This window comes from Streptomyces sp. NPDC001443 (assembly GCF_053597355.1).
This window is the reverse complement of sequence record NZ_JBSFIA010000021.1, coordinates 87929-105867: the sequence shown is the minus strand read 5'-3', so window position 1 is coordinate 105867 and position 17939 is coordinate 87929. Positions and strand designations below refer to the sequence as shown.

At 71.1% G+C, this 17939-nt stretch carries 16 protein-coding genes; 9 read left to right on the top strand and 7 right to left on the bottom strand.

The window, feature by feature from the left end:
• Window positions 1-143: 143 nt before the first annotated feature.
• Window positions 144-1997, top strand: coding sequence for a glycoside hydrolase family 2 protein (locus ACWC24_RS22345; protein ID WP_450664600.1), 1854 nt, complete (start codon window positions 144-146; stop codon window positions 1995-1997).
• 312 nt (window positions 1998-2309) lie between these two features.
• The gene (locus tag ACWC24_RS22340; RefSeq protein WP_450664599.1) at window positions 2310-2975 is read left to right on the top strand and encodes a hypothetical protein; all 666 of its coding nucleotides are present in this window, start codon (window positions 2310-2312) and stop codon (window positions 2973-2975) included.
• On the opposite strand, the gene ACWC24_RS22335 is transcribed toward ACWC24_RS22340, so the two are convergent.
• A complete protein-coding gene (locus tag ACWC24_RS22335; protein ID WP_450664598.1) occupies window positions 2962-3102 on the bottom strand; it encodes a hypothetical protein in 141 nt (46 codons plus the stop codon). The two genes, ACWC24_RS22340 and ACWC24_RS22335, sit on opposite strands and share 14 nt — an antisense overlap.
• Before the next feature lie 340 nt (window positions 3103-3442).
• On the opposite strand from ACWC24_RS22335, the gene rph reads away from it, so the two are divergent.
• The 5 genes from rph to ACWC24_RS22310 all read left to right on the top strand — a co-directional run bounded on the left by rph (window position 3443) and on the right by ACWC24_RS22310 (window position 11101).
• On the top strand, window positions 3443-6079 hold the full coding sequence (gene rph / locus ACWC24_RS22330) for a rifamycin-inactivating phosphotransferase (protein WP_450664597.1): 2637 nt from the start codon (window positions 3443-3445) through the stop codon (window positions 6077-6079).
• Between the two features lie 281 nt (window positions 6080-6360).
• The gene (locus ACWC24_RS22325; protein WP_450664596.1) at window positions 6361-7089 is read left to right on the top strand and encodes a tetratricopeptide repeat protein; all 729 of its coding nucleotides are present in this window, start codon (window positions 6361-6363) and stop codon (window positions 7087-7089) included.
• 258 nt (window positions 7090-7347) lie between these two features.
• Entirely contained in the window at window positions 7348-9147 is a 1800-nt protein-coding gene (locus tag ACWC24_RS22320) for an FAD-dependent oxidoreductase (RefSeq protein ID WP_450664595.1), read from the top strand.
• The gene (locus tag ACWC24_RS22315; protein WP_450664594.1) at window positions 9147-10202 is read left to right on the top strand and encodes a maleylacetate reductase; all 1056 of its coding nucleotides are present in this window, start codon (window positions 9147-9149) and stop codon (window positions 10200-10202) included. Before ACWC24_RS22320 ends, ACWC24_RS22315 begins: the two co-directional genes overlap by 1 nt.
• A complete protein-coding gene (locus ACWC24_RS22310) occupies window positions 10199-11101 on the top strand; it encodes an intradiol ring-cleavage dioxygenase (RefSeq protein WP_450664593.1) in 903 nt (300 codons plus the stop codon). Before ACWC24_RS22315 ends, ACWC24_RS22310 begins: the two co-directional genes overlap by 4 nt.
• Window positions 11102-11139: 38 nt before the next feature.
• Here ACWC24_RS22310 and ACWC24_RS22305 read toward each other — a convergent pair whose 3' ends face one another.
• The 4 genes from ACWC24_RS22305 to ACWC24_RS22290 all read right to left on the bottom strand — a co-directional run bounded on the left by ACWC24_RS22305 (window position 11140) and on the right by ACWC24_RS22290 (window position 14610).
• The gene (locus ACWC24_RS22305; protein WP_450664592.1) at window positions 11140-12069 is read right to left on the bottom strand and encodes a helix-turn-helix domain-containing protein; all 930 of its coding nucleotides are present in this window, start codon (window positions 12067-12069) and stop codon (window positions 11140-11142) included.
• A gap of 133 nt (window positions 12070-12202) precedes the next feature.
• Window positions 12203-12718, bottom strand: coding sequence for a VOC family protein (locus ACWC24_RS22300; RefSeq protein ID WP_450664591.1), 516 nt, complete (start codon window positions 12716-12718; stop codon window positions 12203-12205).
• 172 nt (window positions 12719-12890) lie between these two features.
• Window positions 12891-13436 (bottom strand): YrhB domain-containing protein, encoded by a 546-nt coding sequence (locus ACWC24_RS22295; RefSeq protein ID WP_450664590.1) that lies wholly within the window; start codon window positions 13434-13436, stop codon window positions 12891-12893.
• 295 nt (window positions 13437-13731) lie between these two features.
• The gene (locus ACWC24_RS22290; protein WP_450664589.1) at window positions 13732-14610 is read right to left on the bottom strand and encodes an SCO6745 family protein; all 879 of its coding nucleotides are present in this window, start codon (window positions 14608-14610) and stop codon (window positions 13732-13734) included.
• Between the two features lie 124 nt (window positions 14611-14734).
• Between ACWC24_RS22290 and ACWC24_RS22285 the strand changes: the two genes are divergently transcribed.
• Window positions 14735-15316, top strand: a complete 582-nt coding sequence (locus tag ACWC24_RS22285) for a TetR/AcrR family transcriptional regulator (RefSeq protein WP_450664588.1) — start codon at window positions 14735-14737, stop codon at window positions 15314-15316.
• A 139-nt stretch (window positions 15317-15455) separates the two neighbouring features.
• Complete coding sequence (locus ACWC24_RS22280) at window positions 15456-16268, top strand: MerR family transcriptional regulator (protein ID WP_450664587.1); 813 nt, start codon at window positions 15456-15458, stop codon at window positions 16266-16268.
• A gap of 129 nt (window positions 16269-16397) precedes the next feature.
• Here ACWC24_RS22280 and ACWC24_RS22275 read toward each other — a convergent pair whose 3' ends face one another.
• Both ACWC24_RS22275 and ACWC24_RS22270 read right to left on the bottom strand, forming a co-directional pair.
• The gene (locus tag ACWC24_RS22275; protein WP_450664586.1) at window positions 16398-16817 is read right to left on the bottom strand and encodes an SRPBCC family protein; all 420 of its coding nucleotides are present in this window, start codon (window positions 16815-16817) and stop codon (window positions 16398-16400) included.
• Window positions 16818-16855: 38 nt separating this feature from the next.
• Window positions 16856-17866, bottom strand: a complete 1011-nt coding sequence (locus tag ACWC24_RS22270) for an aldo/keto reductase (protein WP_450664585.1) — start codon at window positions 17864-17866, stop codon at window positions 16856-16858.
• Window positions 17867-17939: the final 73 nt, after the last annotated feature.

The window sequence follows — 17939 nt, the reverse complement described above, 5'->3', positions numbered from 1 at the left end:
TCTGCCGCACCGCGGATCCCCGACCCATCGTCCCATCTCATCAGGGTCTTGCATCGATGCAAACGATCACTCATGATGGCAGGGCTTCGATCGTAGAAACGCGCCCATGCCGGGAATTCCGGAAAAGGGCAGGAGGAGGATCCGTGAGGGCGAGCGAGCAGGACGGGACGTATCCGAGGCCGATCCTGCGTCGGGAGCGCTGGCACAGCCTCGACGGCGTCTGGGAATTCGGGTACGACGACGCCCGTGAGGGCGAGCGCGACGCGTGGTTCTCCGAGGAGGCGCCGGGCGCCTTCGACCGGGAGATCACCGTCCCGTTCCCGCCCGAGGCCCCCGCCTCCGGCATCGGCGAGACCGCTCCGCACGCGGTGGTCTGGTACCGCCGCCGCATCTCCCACGACGTCCTCGCCGTCAGCGGCGGCGACCGGGCGCTGGTGCACTTCGGAGCCGTCGACCACCGGGCCAAGGTCTGGCTGGACGGCCGCCTGGTCGCCGAGCACGTGGGCGGCCAGACACCGTTCACCGCCGACGTGACCGACGCGCTGCGCCCCGGCGCCGCCGAGCACGTGCTCGTGGTGCGCGCCGAGGACGACCCGGCCGACCTGGCGCAGCCGCGCGGCAAGCAGGACTGGCAGGACCGGCCGCACGCGGTCTGGTACGAGCGCACCACCGGCATCTGGCAGACCGTGTGGACCGAGACCGTCGCCGCCCAGCACCTCACCGACCTGGCCTGGATCCCCGACCCGGCGCGCGGCGTCGAGGCCGAGATCACCCTCGCGGCGGTGCCGGCCGCCCCGGTGACCGTCGAGATCGTCCTGAGCCACGACGGCGAGACCCTCGCCGAGTCCGCCACCACGGTCCGCACCCCGCGCAGCCGCATCGGCCTCGTGGTCCCCGCCCTGCGCAACGGCATCGACCGCGAGGACCTGCTGTGGAGCCCCGAGCGGCCCACGCTGATCGACGCCCGGGTCACCGTCCGCGACGCCGCCACCTCCGAGGTGCTCGACACCGTCGACAGCTACGTCGGCCTGCGCAGCGCCGGTGTCGGCCGGGGCGCCTTCCTACTCAACGACCGCCCCTACTACGTGCGTTCGGTGCTCAACCAGGGCTACCGCCCCGACACCCTGATCGCAAACTCCGGCACCGCCGAACTGCGCCGCGAGGTCGAACTGATCAAGGCGATGGGCTTCAACGCCGTCCGCATCCACCAGAAGGCCGAGGACCCGCGCTTCCTGTACTGGGCCGACCGGCTCGGCCTGCTGGTGTGGGGCGAGACCGGAGCCGCGTACGAGTACGGCACCGAGGCCGTGGAACTGCTCACCCGCGAATGGCTGGACATGGTGCGGCGCGACCGCAGCCACCCCTCGATCGTCACCTGGGTCCCGGTCAACGAGAGCTGGGGCTGCTCCGACATGGCGAACGACCCCGCGCAGCAGGCCTACACGGTCGCCCTCGCCAACCTCACCCGCGCCCTCGACCCGACCCGCCCGGTCATGTCCAACGAGGGCTGGGAGCACACCGACAGCGACATCATGGGCGTGCACGACTACTCCTCGGACCCCGAACTGCTCACCCGGCGCTACGGCGACACGGACGGATTCGAGGCGCTGCTCGCCTCACCGGGCCCCGCCGGACGCACCCTCTCGCTCGACGCGCGACAGGCGGAGCGCTTCCGCACCGGTGAAGCCCCGCTGATGGTCACCGAGTTCGGCGGTCTGTCCGTGGGTGCCGAGGAGGACGAGTTCTCCTACACCCGTACCAGCTCCGGCACGCAGTACGCCGCCCTGCTCGGCGACATCTTCGGGGTGCTGCACCGGAGCCCGATCGTCGCGGGTTTCTGCTACACGCAGTTCATGGACACCGCCCAGGAGACCAACGGCCTCCTCTACCCGGACGGTTCGCCGAAGCTGCCGCTGGAGACGATCCGTCGCATCGTCACCGGCACCGAGCCGACCCCCGAGCAGAAGCCCGACTCCCCGGCCGGCCAGGTGCAGTGACCCGCGGCGCTGTCGACACGGCGGATCGGCGGGCGGGGGGCCGAACGCCGTGCGGCAGCGACGACGACCGCGGGTGAGCGGGGAATCCGCCGCCGGGGCCGGGGCGACCATGGAGCCCGAACGCCGTTGCCGGACACCGTGGTCGGCCGGTCGGCGGGGGACGCCCGACGCAGTCACGTCCGCGCGACGGTGGTGCTGGAACCACCCCGGCTTCGGTGTTCAGGCCCAGCGACGACGGACACCTCGACGGGCAGGATGCATGACGTCGGCGCACGGGCCGGCAGACATCCACGCACCCACCGGGGGACACCCATGACCGAAACCTTCGCACGACGTCTGACCGGCATCACCGGCATCGCTGCCGCGGCCGCCTTCATCGTCGAAGTGCCCCTGTACTTCGTCTACTCGGGTCCACCGCCGGACGCGAACGTGCTGAGCCGACTACTGATCGGGATCGTCGCTCTCGCCTGCCTGGTCGTGTTCGTGACCGCCTTGCGGGAACTGGTCAAGCGGGTGAGCCCGGCCTACGAGTGGGCCGGGACGATCGCGTTCGCCGCGGGGTTGGTCTACGCGACGATCACACTGGTTTCCAGCGGTCTGGAAGCGGGCGCGGTCATCGCCGCCGACCACCCGATCGACCCGACGATCGAGGTCAGCGGCACCTACATCCTCTACGGATCGGTCTCCCGCCTGATGCTGGCCCTGTTCCTGACCGCGGTGGGCTACACCCTCTCGCGCACGGAGCTGCTGCCGCGGTGGACCGGCCGGTCCGCCTACGCCCTCGCCGGCGTCAACCTCGCCTTCGTGCCCTCCCTGTTCTTCGGCAACACCCCCGCGCACTTCTACGCCGCCAACGGCTGGGGCACCACCGCACTGATGGGAGCCCTCCTCAGCTACTGGCTGCTGGCACTGGGCGTCTCCGCCTTCCGCAGCAGCACACGCACCGCCCTCGGCTCCCCACCGGTCAGCCGACTCTGACCGCACCGCAGCAGCCGGTTGCGGGGCCGTACGACAGGTCCTGCACCCGGTGCCGAAGGGCGTCCGGGCTGAACAGCCCGAGGAAGAGCAGTGCCTCGCTGTGCTCGGCGAACCTCTTGCCGTACACCCCTCGCTCCGCGCGAGAGACCTGCGCGAGCCGTCAGTCGGTTGGGGCCACACATGGCGAAGGCAAGGAGAGTCCTCTCCTTGCCTCTCTTAACTTATAGCGCACTGGGGGGCTTGCCGCAAGGCCCTGGTCTCGGCGCACAATCGTCGGCCTGTACCGCGATCCGCGCCGGTGTCGGCGTGCGCGCCGCCCGAGTGGCGGAGCGGCCGGAGGACTCGTCGACGGGAAGGCAATCAGGGATGACGACGTGCTCGACAAGAAGTTCGACAGGGTGGGAGGCGCCGGTGAGCCGATCGGCCATCGTGGTCCGGCGGATCGCCGCTGCCCAGGAGGTGTCACGGTGACCGAGGAGTACGGGCAGTACGGGCAGTACGGGCAGTACGTGCGAGATCTTCATGAGGTCGACGAGACGCAGGTAGCGGTCGTCGGCGGCAAGGGCGCGCAGTTGGGCGGGCTGGCACGGATCGAGGGCGTCGACGTGCCGGACGGCTTCTGCGTGACGACGGACGCCTTTCGGCGGATCATGGCGGAGGCGCCGTCGATCGACGGCCTGCTCGACGGGTTGTCCCGCGTGGCCCCGGACGACCGGGAGACGATCCGGACGCTCAGCGCACAGATCCGCCGGATCATCGAGGAGATCGCCGTCCCCGGTGATCTCGCGGCGGAGATCACCGCCGCACTCGCCCGGTTCGGTGAGCGGTCCGCGTACGCCGTCCGGTCCAGCGCGACGGCGGAGGACCTGCCCACGGCCTCCTTCGCCGGGCAGCAGGACACGTACCTGAACGTCGTGGGGCCGACGGAGATTCTCCGGCACGTCAGCCGGTGCTGGGCCTCGCTGTACACGGAGCGGGCCGTGACCTACCGCCGGCGCAACGGCATCGACGACCGTACGGTCCACATGGCGGTGGTCGTACAGCAGATGGTCTTCCCCGAGGCGTCCGGCATCCTGTTCACGGCCGACCCCGTCACGGGCAACCGGAAGGTCTCCACCGTGGACGCCGGCTTCGGCCTCGGCGAGGCCCTGGTCTCGGGTCTGGTGAACGCGGACGTCTTCAAGGTGCGCGACGGCGAAGTCGTCGCCAGGACGATCTCGGCGAAGCAACTGGCCATGCACGCCCTTCCGGCCGGGGGTACGCAAGAGGTGACCGTCGAGGCTCAGCGGCAGGAGCGGCCGGCGCTGACGGATGCTCAGGTCGTCCGGCTCGTACGGCTCGGCCGGCGGATCGAGGTGCACTTCGGGCGTCCGCAGGACATCGAATGGTGTCTGGTGGACGACGGTTTCCGGATCGTGCAGAGCCGGCCGATCACGACGCTGTTCCCCGTCCCCGAGAGCACGGACCAGGAGAAGCACGTGTACGTCTCGGTCGGCCATCAGCAGATGATGACCGACCCCATGAAGCCTCTGGGCCTGTCCATGTGGCGGCTGACGGCCATGGTGGCGATGCACGAGGCCGGCGGGAGGCTGTTCGTCGACGTCGCCCCGCGGCTGGCCTCGCCCGCGAGCCGCGCCGCCCTGCTGGAGGTCATGGGACGGGGAGACCCGCTGGTGCGGGACGCTCTGGAGACGGTCCTCGGTCACGAGGAGTTCGTCCCCCCGCCCCTGGAGACGGGCCCCGGCGCACCGCCGACCGGCGGTGTGTCCACCCCGCCCGGGGCCGATCCGGCGATCGTCCCGGAGCTGATCGAACGCAGCAGGGCGTCGATCGCCGCCCTGGAACGCGACATCCGGTCGAAGACAGGACCGGCACTGTTCGACTTCCTGCTGGAGGCCTTCGAGGAGCACAAGCGGATCCTCGGTGATCCGCTGAACATGCAGGCGATCATGGCGGGGATGGAGGCCACCTGGTGGCTCAACGACAAACTGTGGGAGTGGCTGGGCGAGAAGAACGCGGCTGACACGCTGACGCTGTCCGCACCGGACAACATCACCTCGGAGATGGGACTGGAACTGCTCGACGTCGCGGACGTGATCCGACCGCATACCGAGGTGGTGGCGTTCCTGCGGGGCGTTCGCGTCGAGGACGAGGGCTTCCTGGACGACCTGGTGAAGTTCGCGGGCGGGACGGAGGCGCGCGACGCCGTCGAGGGCTACCTCGACCGGTACGGCATGCGCTGCGTCGGCGAGATCGACATCACGAGGCCACGGTGGAGCGAGCACCCCACCGCGCTCGTACCCGTGATCCTCGACAACGTCAGGAACTTCGAGCCGGGCGTGGCCGAGCGGCGTTTCGAGCAAGGACGGCGCAAGGCCGCACAGAAGGAAGCGGAGGTGCTGGCGCGGCTGCGGGCCCTGCCGGACGGGGACCGGAGGGCCGACGCGACCAAGCGGATGATCGACCAGGTCAGGGCGTTCGCCGGATACCGGGAGTACCCGAAGTACGGCATCGTCCGCCGCACCTTCCTCTACAAGCGGGCTCTGCTGGAGGAGGCCGAGCGGCTCGTGCGCGCCGGTGTGCTCGCCGAGCGGGAGGACGTCTTCTACCTCTCGTTCCAGGAGTTCCACGACGTCGTACGCACGAACCAGGTGGACGACGGGCTCGTGCGCCGGCGCAAGGAGGAGTTCCGCTCGTACGGCGCGCTCACGCCGCCCCGGGTACTGACCTCGGACGGTGAGGCCGTCACCGGGGCCTACCGGCGCGACGACGTGCCGGACGGCGCCCTGGTCGGCCTGCCCGTCTCCGCCGGAACGGTCGAAGGCAGGGCCCGCGTCATCCTCGACATGGCGGAGGCCGATCTGGAGGCGGGCGACATCCTGGTCACGCCGTTCACGGACCCCAGTTGGTCACCGCTGTTCGTCTCCGTCGCGGGCCTGGTGACGGAGGTGGGCGGTCTGATGACCCATGGGGCGGTCATCGCCCGCGAGTACGGCCTGCCGGCCGTCGTGGGCGTGGAGGGGGCGACCCGGCTGATCCGGGACGGGCAGCGCATCCGTGTGCACGGGACCGACGGGTACATCGAGATCCTGTCGTCAACTTGACCCGGCGCTGAAGGGCCGGGCTTGGAGGCAGTGCGCAGCCGGCTGCTGGGTTGGCTCCTCCGTCCGGTGCGCCCGGAGCTCGCGCGCAACCGCCGGCGCCAGGCCCAACGGGTTGGCGAGGCAAGGAACTTGAGGTCCTCCCATTCGATCAACGGGGACGCCATGATGTCCGCATGGGGAGTGCGGAGCGGGTGCGGCAGGTACAACGGGTGCGGCGACTGTCCAAAGCGTGACGCCGGCCTCTGGGCGGCCTCGTCGCCTCTGCGGCAGGCGCGCTGTTCGTGCCGATCGGCACGCTGCTCCGGGTGCACCTCTTCGTGACCGCGGGCGCGATCGTCGCACTCGTGCGTATCGCGCACCGCGAGATTCCCTTCCCGATCGCCGTGGCGCAGCGGCGGCTGGGTGGGGATCACCCCCAAGTGCTGCGCGCCCGGGTGATGTCGGCGGCGCCGGCGCTGCAGCAGGGCCAGGCGGGCCTGGCGGTGCACCGGCTTGAGCATGCGCTGCCGGACTTGGTCCGCGTGCTGGGGCCGGCTCACCCCGACACTCCCTCCGCCCGGAACCTGAACCTCCAGATACGGGGTGAACACGGTGGCCTGCCGGACCGGCTCACCGCGTCGGCGGATCTGGTCAAGGACCTCACCCGGGTCCTGGGTCCCGGGCATCCCGACACCCTGGCCGCGCTCTGCTGCCGCGCGGAACGGCTCTCCCAGGACGGCCGCAGCGACGAGGCCGAGGCGGCCTTCGGCGACGTCGTCGCCACGGCGGCCGAGAGCGTCGGCCCCGACAGCGACATCACCCTCGTCGCGCGCATTTCCCTGACGATCCTGCGCCACGAACGCTCCGACGCCACACCCGCGGACGCCGCCGCAGTCGCCGAACCGGCCACGGTCGTCCATGCCATGGAGCGCGCGCTCGGCCCCGACAACCCGACCACCGCCTCCACGCGCCGCCTGCTCAGCCAGTGGAGAAGCCCGCACGCCGACCCGACGCTGCCCCCGGCCAACTGACTCGACAACCCGCATCAGGAGTCTCGTCGCCGAGCCGGATCGGTCGGCGGAAGGGCGTCGACGAGGTCGAGGACCTTCCGCCGGAACGGCTGATCACGCCCCGCGCCCGGCGGGCGGCCTCCGGTGCGGCCGCTTTCGGATTTCCGCCACATGTCGGCGGACCCGCCGATCTCGGAGCGGTCTGTTCCGCGTGGACCTGCCCGGTTTCACACTTGCCTCTCCGACAACGCCGCCGGATTCACGAGAGGCCGCACCACTATGCCCGCATTCAACGATGGGACACCCGAGACCGGGCTGCCCGCCGGCTCGACCTTGACCACGGACGTGGTGGTCGTGGGCTCGGGTCCGGCAGGGGCCGGCGCCGCACTCATGCTGGCGACGCTCGGCGTCGACACCGTCATGATCACCAAGTATCGGTGGACAGCGAATACCCCCCGCGCCCACATCACCAACCAGCGCACGATGGAGGTCTTCCGCGACCTCGGCATAGAGACGCAGGTGCTCGCCGACGCCACCGAACACTCCCTCGTCGGCGACACCGTGTTCTGCACCAGCATCGCCGGCGAGGAGATCGGCCGGATCCGCACCTGGGGCACCCGTCCCGACCGGGAGGGCGACTACCGGCTCGCCTCCCCCTGCCTCACCGTCGACATCCCGCAGACGTACCTCGAGCCGATCCTGGTCCGCAACGCCGCGCAGCGCGGCGCCCAGACCCGGTTCTCCACCGAGTACCTCTCCCACACCCAGGACGCGGACGGCGTCACCGTGCGCGTGCTGGACCGGCTCACCGGGCAGGAGTACGACATCCGCGCCAAGTACCTGATCGGCGCCGACGGCGCCCGCTCCAGGGTCGCCGCGGACATCGGACTGCCCTTCGAGGGCGCCATGGACATCGCCGGATCGATGAACATCACCTTCAAGGCCGACATCAGCCGTCTCGTGGCCCACCGGCCGTCGGTGCTGTACTGGGTGATCCAGCCGGGCTCGAACGTCGGCGGCATCGGCGCCGGACTCGTACGCATGGTGCGCCCGTGGAACGAATGGCTGATCGTGTGGGGCTACGACATCGACGAGGAACCCCCGGTCGTCGACGAGGCCGCCGCCGTGCAGATCGTGCGCAACCTCCTCGGTGTCCCGGACCTGGAGGTGGAGATCACCGGTACCAGTCTGTGGGGCAACAACGAGATGTACGCGACCCGGCTGCACCAGGGGCGGGTGTTCTGCGCCGGCGACGCCGTGCACCGGCACCCGCCGAGCAACGGTCTGGGCTCCAACACCTCGGTCCAGGACTCCTACAACCTCGCGTGGAAGATCGCGGCCGTCCTCGAGGGGCACGCGGCCCCCTCGCTCCTTGACACCTACAGCGCCGAACGCGCACCGGTCGCGGAGCGGATCGTCAAGCGGGCCAACAAGTCCAGCCGTGAGTTCGTCGACATCTTCGCAGCGCTCGGCGTGCTCGACGCGAGGAGCGAGGCCGAGATGGCGGCCGCGATCGAGGAGCGCAAGGCCGACACCCCGGCCGGTGCCGCCAAGAGGGCCGCGCTGGTGCGTGCGATGGAGCTGAAGAACTACGAGTTCAACGCGCACGGCGTCGAACTCGGCCAGCACTACGCCTCCGCGGCCGTCGTCCCGGACGGCAGCGAGCTCCCCGCCCCGGCACGCGACACCGACCTCTACTACGAGATGTCCACCGTCCCCGGCGCGCACCTGCCGCACGCCTGGGTCGGCGACAGCACGCACCGCCACGCCCTCATGGACCTGGCACCCTACGACCGCTGGACGCTGCTGACCGGCATCGCGGGCGGGGCGTGGAAGGACGCGGCCGCGAAGGTCGGCGAGGAGCTGGGCATCCCGCTCACCTGCGTCGTCATCGGGCCGGGCCACGACGTGGGCGACCTCTACTACGACTGGGCCGGGCTGCGCGGGACCGACGAGAGCGGCGTGCTGCTGGTGCGGCCCGACAAGCACATCGCCTGGCGGGCGATGAGCCTGCCCGACGATCCCGAGACACAGCTACGGTGTGCGCTGCTGTCGGTCCTGGGAAGGAAGGAACACTGATGCGCTTCGTCCACGACATCCTGCCCCAGCGGGTGCGCTTCGCCTCCGGCGCGGCCGCGGAGAGCCTCGCCGCCGAGATCGGTGCGCTCGGCGGCGAGCGGGTGATGGTCATCGCGGCCCCGTCGCAGAAGGACCTCGCCGAGCACCTCACCGCCGGCCTGCCGGTCGCGGTCGTGCATGGCGACGTCGCCATGCACGTCCCCGTCGAGGTCGCGCAGCGCGCACGCGCCGTGGCCGCGTCCCACGGGGCCGACGCTCTGGTCAGCGTCGGTGGCGGCTCCACCACGGGTCTCGCCAAGGCGGTCGCGCTGAGCACCGGACTGCCGATCGTCGCCGTCCCCACCACCTACGCCGGCTCCGAGGCGACCCCGATGTGGGGGCTGACCGAGGGTTCCGTCAAGCGCACCGGCACCGACCCCGAGGTCCTTCCGCGCGCCATCGTCTACGACGCGGCGCTGACGCTCGGCCTGCCCGTGGAGCTGAGCGTCGCCTCCGGTCTGAACGCGCTGGCGCACTGCGTGGACTCGCTGTGGTCCCCGCGGACCGACCCGCTCAACCAGGCCCTGGCACTGGAAGGCGCTCGGGCCCTGCGCGTCGGGCTGCCGCAGGTCGCGGCGCAGCCGGACGGACTGGAGGGCCGGGAACAAGCACTGTACGGCGCCTACCTGGCGGCAGCGGCCTTCGCCTCCGCCGGCTCCGGCCTGCACCACAAGATCTGCCACGTCCTGGGCGGCATGTTCGACCTGCCGCACGCCCAGGCGCACGCTGTCGTCCTGCCCCATGTCCTCGCCTTCAACGCCCCCTTCGTCCCGGAGGCCGAGCGGCGCCTCGCCGTCGCCCTCGACGCCCCCACCGCCGACGAGGGGCTGGCCCGGCTGCACGACCGGCTGCACGCGCCCCGCTCCCTCCGGGACCTCGGGATGCCGTCGGACGGCATCTCCCAGGCGGCCGAGGCCGTCGTCACCGCCGCTCCCGCGGGCAACCCGCGACCCGTCACACCGCAGGCCGTCACGGCGCTGATCGAGGCCGCCTGGGAAGGAGCCGACCCCCGATGACACACACCTCCGACGCAGCCGTCCCGGTCCCGCAGCAGGATCGCGAAGCCGACGTCGTCCGCCAGGTGCTGGAGTCCTTCGAGGCCTGCACCGATCCACGACTGCGGCAGGTCCTGCAGTCCCTGGTCCACCACCTGCACGCGTTCGTGCGGGAGGTGCGGCTGACCGAGGCGGAGTGGAGCGAAGGGATCGAGTTCCTCACCAGGGCCGGGCACATCACCGACGAACGGCGTCAGGAGTTCATCCTGCTCTCCGACGTCCTCGGTGTGTCCATGCAGACGGTCGCCGTGAACAACGAGGCGTACGGCGGCGCCACCGAGGCCACCGTCTTCGGACCGTTCTTCGTCGACGACAGCCCCGAGATCGCCCAGGGCGGCGATTGCTCGTTCGGTGCCGCCGGAGAGCCGTGCTGGGTGGAGGGCACCGTCACCGACACCGCAGGAAGGCCCGTGTCCGGGGCGCGGATCGAGGTGTGGGAGGCCGACGAGGACGGCTTCTACGACACGCAGTACGGCGACGACCGGCTCGCGGCCCGGGCGCACCTGTTCACCGACGCCGACGGTGGCTACCGCTTCTGGGCGCTGACCCCGACGCCGTATCCGATCCCGCACGACGGGCCGGTCGGACGTCTGCTGGCGGCCACGGGCCGCTCGCCGATGCGGGCGTCGCACCTGCACTTCATGGTCGGTGCACCCGGTCTGCGCACGCTGGTGACCCATATCTTCGTCCGCGGTGACGAACTGCTGGACCGGGATGCCGTGTTCGGGGTGAAGGAATCCCTCGTCAAGGATTTCGACCCCCGGCCGCCCGGCACGCCGACGCCCGACGGACGCGATCTGCGGGGCCGGTCCTGGTCCCGGGTGCGCTTCGACATCGTGCTGGCGCCGGAGGGCACCTGAGGGACGACCCTGGCCCCGCCCGCTGCGCGGGGCCGCGGTCACGCCCGCGTACGAGCCTGGCGCAGGACGTCCGACGCCCGCACGCCGTAGCGTTCCCTGAACCGGTGGGAGAAGTGGGTGACCGAGCCGAATCCGCAGCGGACCGCGGTCTCGGCGACCGTCGTCTCCCCTCCCCCGGCCAGCAGGGCGTGGGCCAGTTCGAGCCGGCGGCCGAGCAGGTGCCGGGGCACGCTCGAACCGCTCGCGGAGAACACCCGTGACAGATGCCGCTCGCTGATGCCCACGCCACGGGCGATGCTCCGCGCGGACAGGCCGGCCTCCCCCAGATGCCGGTCGATGTACACCTTGGCGACCGCCAGGTGGACCGAGGCGAGCGCGGGCAGGCGGCCGGTCACGACACTGCCGAGCAGTTCGAGCAGGGTGTTCTCGTCGACGGCGCCGGCGGCCCCGGGACGCAGGGCCTGACCGGCCAGTCGTGCGAACGTCTTCGCCTGGACAGAGCCGTCGTTCACGTCGAGGACGAGGGGCCGGTCCAGCGTCGCCGGTCCCCCGATGTCCTGCCACACCGAACGGGGGATCTTGACCGCCAGCTCCTCCAGCCCCCTGGAGAAGCCCCGGACGAAGGGCCGGTCGGCGTCACAGACGATCAGCTGTCCCGAGCGGAGCAGTCGGACCCCGTCGTCGTGATAGAAGAACGCCTCGTCCGCCAGGTTCAGATAACAGGCCATCGCCTCGGACGGCGCGCGTCGGATCACCGCCGAAGGGCGCTCCACGATGTGCGGGCTCCCGACGACCCGCGCGACATGGATCCGGGGCAGCTGCAGATTGATCTCCGTGGCCTCCAGCGGCACTTCCCCCAGGGAGCGGCACCGCAGACCGATCAGCGCTGCGGCGTTGTGCTGCTCCCACAGAGCGACACGCTGGGCCTCGGGAAGGTTCAGCGTGCTGAAGCTCACCGGTTCTGCCATGCTTCCGGCCCTCACGTCCTCGGGAGACCGACTCTCGCGCCCACTATTTCATTCTTCAACCATATTGGCGGGCGGCCACCCGGACAAGCAGGCAACCTTCACGGTGCGGGCGACGGGTGTCCTGCCCCGCGGATCACAGCACCTTGTTGCCGTACATCTCACCGAGTGGATCGGCGATGAGTTCGATGCGGGCGCCATCGGGGTCCCGGAAGTACACCGACACCTCGCTGTGCACCGCGTGGTCGACGCCGGCCCGGGTGAGGTTGTCGCACAGGTGACGCCAGCGGTCCGGATCGACCGAGATCGCCACGTGGTGCAGGCCGCCCAGCACCTCGGCGTACGGTCCCACGTCGAGCCCGGGGAAGTCGAAGAAGGCGAGCAGGTTGCCGTTGCCGATGTCGAAGAAGAAGTGCGACGAACCGGGGTAGTCACGGTTCTCGATCAGCTCGGTGAGCGGGAACTCCAGCACTTCCTGGTAGAAGCGGATCGTCCGCTCGACATCGCCGCTGATCAGGGCGGTATGGTGCAGGCCTCGAGCGGACGGGGCGGGCCGCTGCCCCTTCGGCCGCAGGTATCGATCCTTGAGGCGGGTCCGCTCCGCCTCCTGGGCCGACCGGTCCGGCTGCGCGTTGTCGTGCGTACTGGTCATCGCTTCCCTTCCTCCAGGACTTCACGGTGGAGTGCACCGCTCAACGATGCCGCAGCAGAGGAAGCCGAGTGGCCACCCCGAAGGCGTGTCCTCCCCCGTCCCGGTACCCCGGCAGCAGGCTGTCAGCCCGGGCGGCACGACCGTGGCCGGACGCGGGTCCGTCTTCGTCGCTCTACTCCGGATTCCGGGTGGTGCCCGCACCGCGGATGGTGTGGACCCTGAGGACAGGATCGAGGGGCGGCGCGAGGATGCCGGTGGCGATGTCCACCAGGTGCCCCGGTGCGGTGCCGACCTGCAGGGCGGTGACGTATTCGATGACCTGCGCGTGGGTCAGCGTCGGGACCTGCTGTCGCAGTATGTGCATGGCGATGATCCGCCCGTGGGCCGCCGCCGCCCGGCGGATCTCCTCGTGCAGGTCGTCCACCGCGGTCCGGGTGGCCGTCTTCCTGATGCGGGTCCGGTAGTCCAGCTCCCACTCTCCGCTCACAGCGGCGACCGGCCCGATCTCGTGCAGACTCCCATCGAGGCGATCCACCAGGTAGGGGCCGTTGCCGCCCAGGACCTGGCCCGGGTCGCCCGTGCGCAGGTACTCCGCGGTCTGGTAGTGGACGATCCAGACGAGTTCGTGCTCCTCGACCTCGGTCACCACCAGCCGTCCCGAGAACTTGCGGTCCAGATCTTCTTGGGCCACCCGGATCGCGAACTCACGCTCCACCATGCCCGGCATGATCTCGCACGGTTCGGGACGCGGACAGGCGTTTTTCCTCCGAGTTCGTCGTGAACCCAGGGCCATGGATTCAGGCGGCCGTCCCGTGAGGGGGTCGTGAGGGTCCGCCTCGACCGGACCCTCGGCCCCCGACGTCCCGCGCGTCCCGCCGTCCGTCGACCCGCCGCCGCCCCGGCAGGCGCGAAGCCGGCCGGCGCGTCGGTCCCGACCTGTTCCAGGTCCTCCGCCGAGGCCGGATCCCGGCACCCGGCACCCGGCACCCGCGGGATGTCGCCCGCATCGCCAGTCACTCGTAGTCGAACTTCAGGCCGATGCCGAGCGTGCTCTGCTGCGGGAGGAGTCCCGTGCCGACGATGTCCAGCACCGGCGGCACGAGCAGTTCGGCGAGCCGGGCCGTCTCGCCGGGCGTGAGCGCGTCCCAGGGTGCGGCCGCGAGTTCGTCGGTGAGCTTCTCGACCGCGGTCCGGACCCGGAGCCCCTCGTCGGTGGCCCCGCCGTCGGCTCCCACCAGGCCGCGGGCGGCGAGGCGTTCACGGGCGGCGCTCCACTCCTCGTCGGTCCATTGCCTGCTGCTGAACACCTCCGCCGGAGCGGCGCCGACGGCGGCGTGCGACACCAGGGACTCGACGGGGCCGATGCCGTGGACCTGGAGGGCTGCGATGTGTCCGTCGCCGCGGTGCTCGCGCAGGAGCGTGGCGGCCTGCCAGAGCACCATGTGCGGCTCTGCGGCCCAGGGCAGCGCGGAGTTGGCGGCGGCCAGGGCGCGGCCCGCGGTGTCCGCGGCCTCGGCGGTGCGACGGGCCAGGTCTGCGGCCTCGCGCAGCTCCGGCGAGCCGATCCGGTCGCCGAGGAGCCTGCGCAGTGCGCGGTCCACTGCTGTGCTCCGGGCCTCCAGGACCCGTTCGGGCGCGGCGGTCCGCCAGGTTGCCGCGGTGTGGCGCCGCACCATCTGCGGACTGAAGCTGTAGAAGAGGGGGTTCACCAGCTGCGGGCCGGCCGGACCCAGGGGCGCGGCACGGTAGGCGAAGTAGCCGGGCCAGCGCTCGTCGGTGGCATAGCCGAGCGCCGCGGCCTCCTCGAACGCCTCCGGAGCGTAGTAGAGCGTGGCGTGCACCGGCTCCAGTAACTGCCACATCTGCCGGACCGTGCTCAGGCTGTGCGTCATGTCGTTTCCTCCGCTGTCGCTGTCGCGCATCCCACAGGAACTTGACGTCGACCAGATTGCGCCGCTCCCGCCATCTTGTCAATGACTACTTGTCGGCGACTAGATATGGAGTAGCCTGCCGTCCATGGCCGTAACACGCACGTACCACCACGGGGATCTGCGCCGTGCCATCCTCTCCGCCGCGCTCGAGGTCATCGCGAGCGACGGCGTCGGCGCGGTCAGCCTCCGCGACCTCGCGCGCCGCGCCGAGGTCTCGCACGCCGCCCCCGCCCACCACTTCAAGGACAGAGCCGGACTGCTGACCGCGATCGCCACGGAGGGTTTCGAGTTGCTGGCTGCCGCTCTGGCCGCGGTGCCGACCGGCACCGCGAACCGGCTGCGTGAAATGGGCGTGCGGTACGTGGAGTTCGCCCTGAGCCATCCGGCGCACTTCGCGGTGATGTTCCAGCCCCAACTGCTCCACGGCGACGACCCGCAACTCGGGGCCGCCAAGGAGCGTGCCTCCGGCGCGCTGCGCTCCGGCGTCGAGGACCTCCCTGCCGCCAGGCGCGGCCCCGATGTCCAGCGTGCCGCACTGGCCGCCTGGTCGCTGGCGCACGGCTTCGCCACCCTTCAGCTCAACGGCAGCCTCCCGCCACTGGACGACGACCCCGCCGAGACCTTTCGCGCACTCGTCGACGACCGGCGTGCCGCGGACCTTCCGTAGCCGACCCCTGCCTCCAGCGACCGTCCACCCCACTCGGGCCCGCCCCCCATGCGACTACCGGGCCTCCGGCCGACGTACGAGACCCGGAAACCGGGTTCTTGACCCTCACACCGTGTCAGGCGGTCAACTCGGAGACATCATGTTCACCATCGGAGACTTCGCCCGGCACGGCCGCGTCTCGGTCCGGATGCTGCGTCACTACGACGCGACCGGCCTGCTGCGCCCGGCCCACGTCGACCCCGCCACCGGCTACCGCTACTACATCGCCGCTCAGCTGGCCCGCCTGAACCGCGTCATCGCGCTCAAGGACCTCGGCTTCACCCTCCAGCAGGTCCGGGCGATCCTGGACGAGAAGGTGACCACCGAGGAGCTGCGCGCCATGCTCCGGCTGCGGCACGCCGAGCTGGAAGCGGCGATGACGGCCGCGGCGGCCCGGCTGGCCCAGGTCGAGGCGAGGCTCCGCTCGATCGAGAGCGAGGGGCAGATGCCCAGCAACGATGTCGTACTGAAGAGTCTGCCGAACCTGCGGCTGGCCGAACTGACCGCGATCGCACCGGACTTCGACACCATCGGTCCGGTCATCCAGCCGCTCTACGGCGAGCTGTTCCGGCGTCTGACGGAGGCGGGCATCGCTCCGTCCGGGCCAGGGGTCGCCTACTACGAGGACGCCCCGGACGGCGGCGTCCTCGTCCACGCGGGCGTCGAGGTCTCCGTACCTCTCGGCGAGGACGACGGGCTGCGGATCGTGGACCTGCCGCCCGTCGAGCAGGCGGCGACCGTCGTGCACCGGGGCTCGATGGAGACCATCCTGCCCACCGTCCAGACTCTCGGCCGCTGGATCGACGCCAACGGCTACCGCTCGGCCGGCTACCCTCGGGAGATCAACCTGGAATGCCCCGACGACCAGGACGAGTGGGTCACCGAACTCCAGGAACCGGTGCACAGGGCCTGACAAGGGGACCGGCCGGGCCCTCCTGGCCGGCCCAGGCGCCGTGCCGGGGGTGGGCGCAGGTCGCGTCGCCGCCCCGGACTCGCCCTGTCCGGGGCAGCGACGCGGCGGCGGCGCACGGGGGACCCCAATTCAGGCGGACAGTGTCCGGTGGAGGGCGTCGAGGCCGTCGCGGTAGATGCCCGCGAACAGGGCCTCGGCCTCGGCGTCGGTGATGCCGTCGGGGGTGAAGCGGCCGGACCACTGGACCTCGGCGACGTCGTCCCGGCCGGCGACCGGATGGACGCGGAGCGTGGAGAGGTAACCCTTGACCGGGAACGGCGCCTCCAGGATGGCGTAGCTGTAGTGCCGCCCGGCCTCGTCGAAGGCGACCAGACGCTCGACGATGACGTCGCCGTCCGGGTTGGTCAGGCGGCGGACCCGGCCGCCTTCGAGCGCGGCGCTCTCGGGGATGTAGGGGAGCCAGTCGGGGAGGGCGTCGAAGCCGCCGATGAGGTCCCAGACCCGCTGGGGCGAGGCGGGGACGACGCGGGAGACGGAGGTGGAGGCCATGGTCTTCCTTCCTGGGGAACGGAGCTCGGGGGGCGGGGTCAGGCGTTGTCGGGAAGCGGGGCGGCGGGGCTGACCAGATCGGCGGCGCGCAGGTCGGTCCAGAACGCGGCCGGGATCCTCTCGTCCAGGGCCGCGGTGTCCTCGGCGATGCGGCTGGGACGGGTGGCGCCGGGGATGACGGCGGCGGCCGCCGGGTGGGCGAGGGAGAACTGCAGGGCGGCGGCCTTGATGCTCACGCCGTGCTTCTCGGCCAGGGCCTTCAGCCTGCCGACCCGCTCGACGATCTCGGCCGGGGCCTGCTGGTACTCGAAGTGGGTGCCTCCGGCGAGGATGCCGGAGCTGTAGGGGCCGCCGACGACCATGTCGACGCCCTGCTCCTGGGCCATGGGCAGGAGGCGCTGGAGGGCGTGGTCGTGGTCGAGGAGGGTGTAGCGGCCCGCGAGGAGGAAGCCGTCGGGGCGGGGCTCGTCGAGGGCGAGGGTCAGCTCGATGGGCTCGGTGCGGTTGACGCCCAGACCCCAGGCCTTGATGACGCCCTCGTCGCGCAGCCGGGACAGGACGCGGAAGGCGCCGGTGCGGGCTTCCTCGAACTTCTGGAGCCACAGGTCGCCGTGGAAGTCCTGGGCGATGTCGTGGACCCAGACGATGTCGAGGCGGTCGGTGCCCAGGCGCCTGAGGCTGTCCTCGACGGAGCGCTCGGTGGCCTCGGCGGTCCATTCGTGGACGATCTTGTTCGGGTTGCCGTGCTCGAACAGGCCGCCCTTCTCCCCGAGGTCGCGGGCGGCGCTCTCGTGCTCGTCGAGGATGACCCGGCCGACCTTGGTGGACAGGACGTAGGAGTCGCGGGGCTTGGCCGTCAGGACCTCGCCGAGGCGGGTCTCGGCGAGGCCGGCGCCGTAGAACGGGGCGGTGTCGTAGAAGCGGATGCCGTGGTCCCAGGCCGCTTCGACGGTGGCGCGGGCCTCGTCGTCGGGGATCGCACGGAACATGTTGCCGAGCGGGGCGGTGCCGAATCCGAGACGGCCGGGAAGGATCTTCTTGAGCGACATGGCAGTGCCTTTGCTGGTGAGTGTGGGGGTGTCGCGGTGCAGGGCGGGCGCGAGCCCGCCTTCACATGCACAA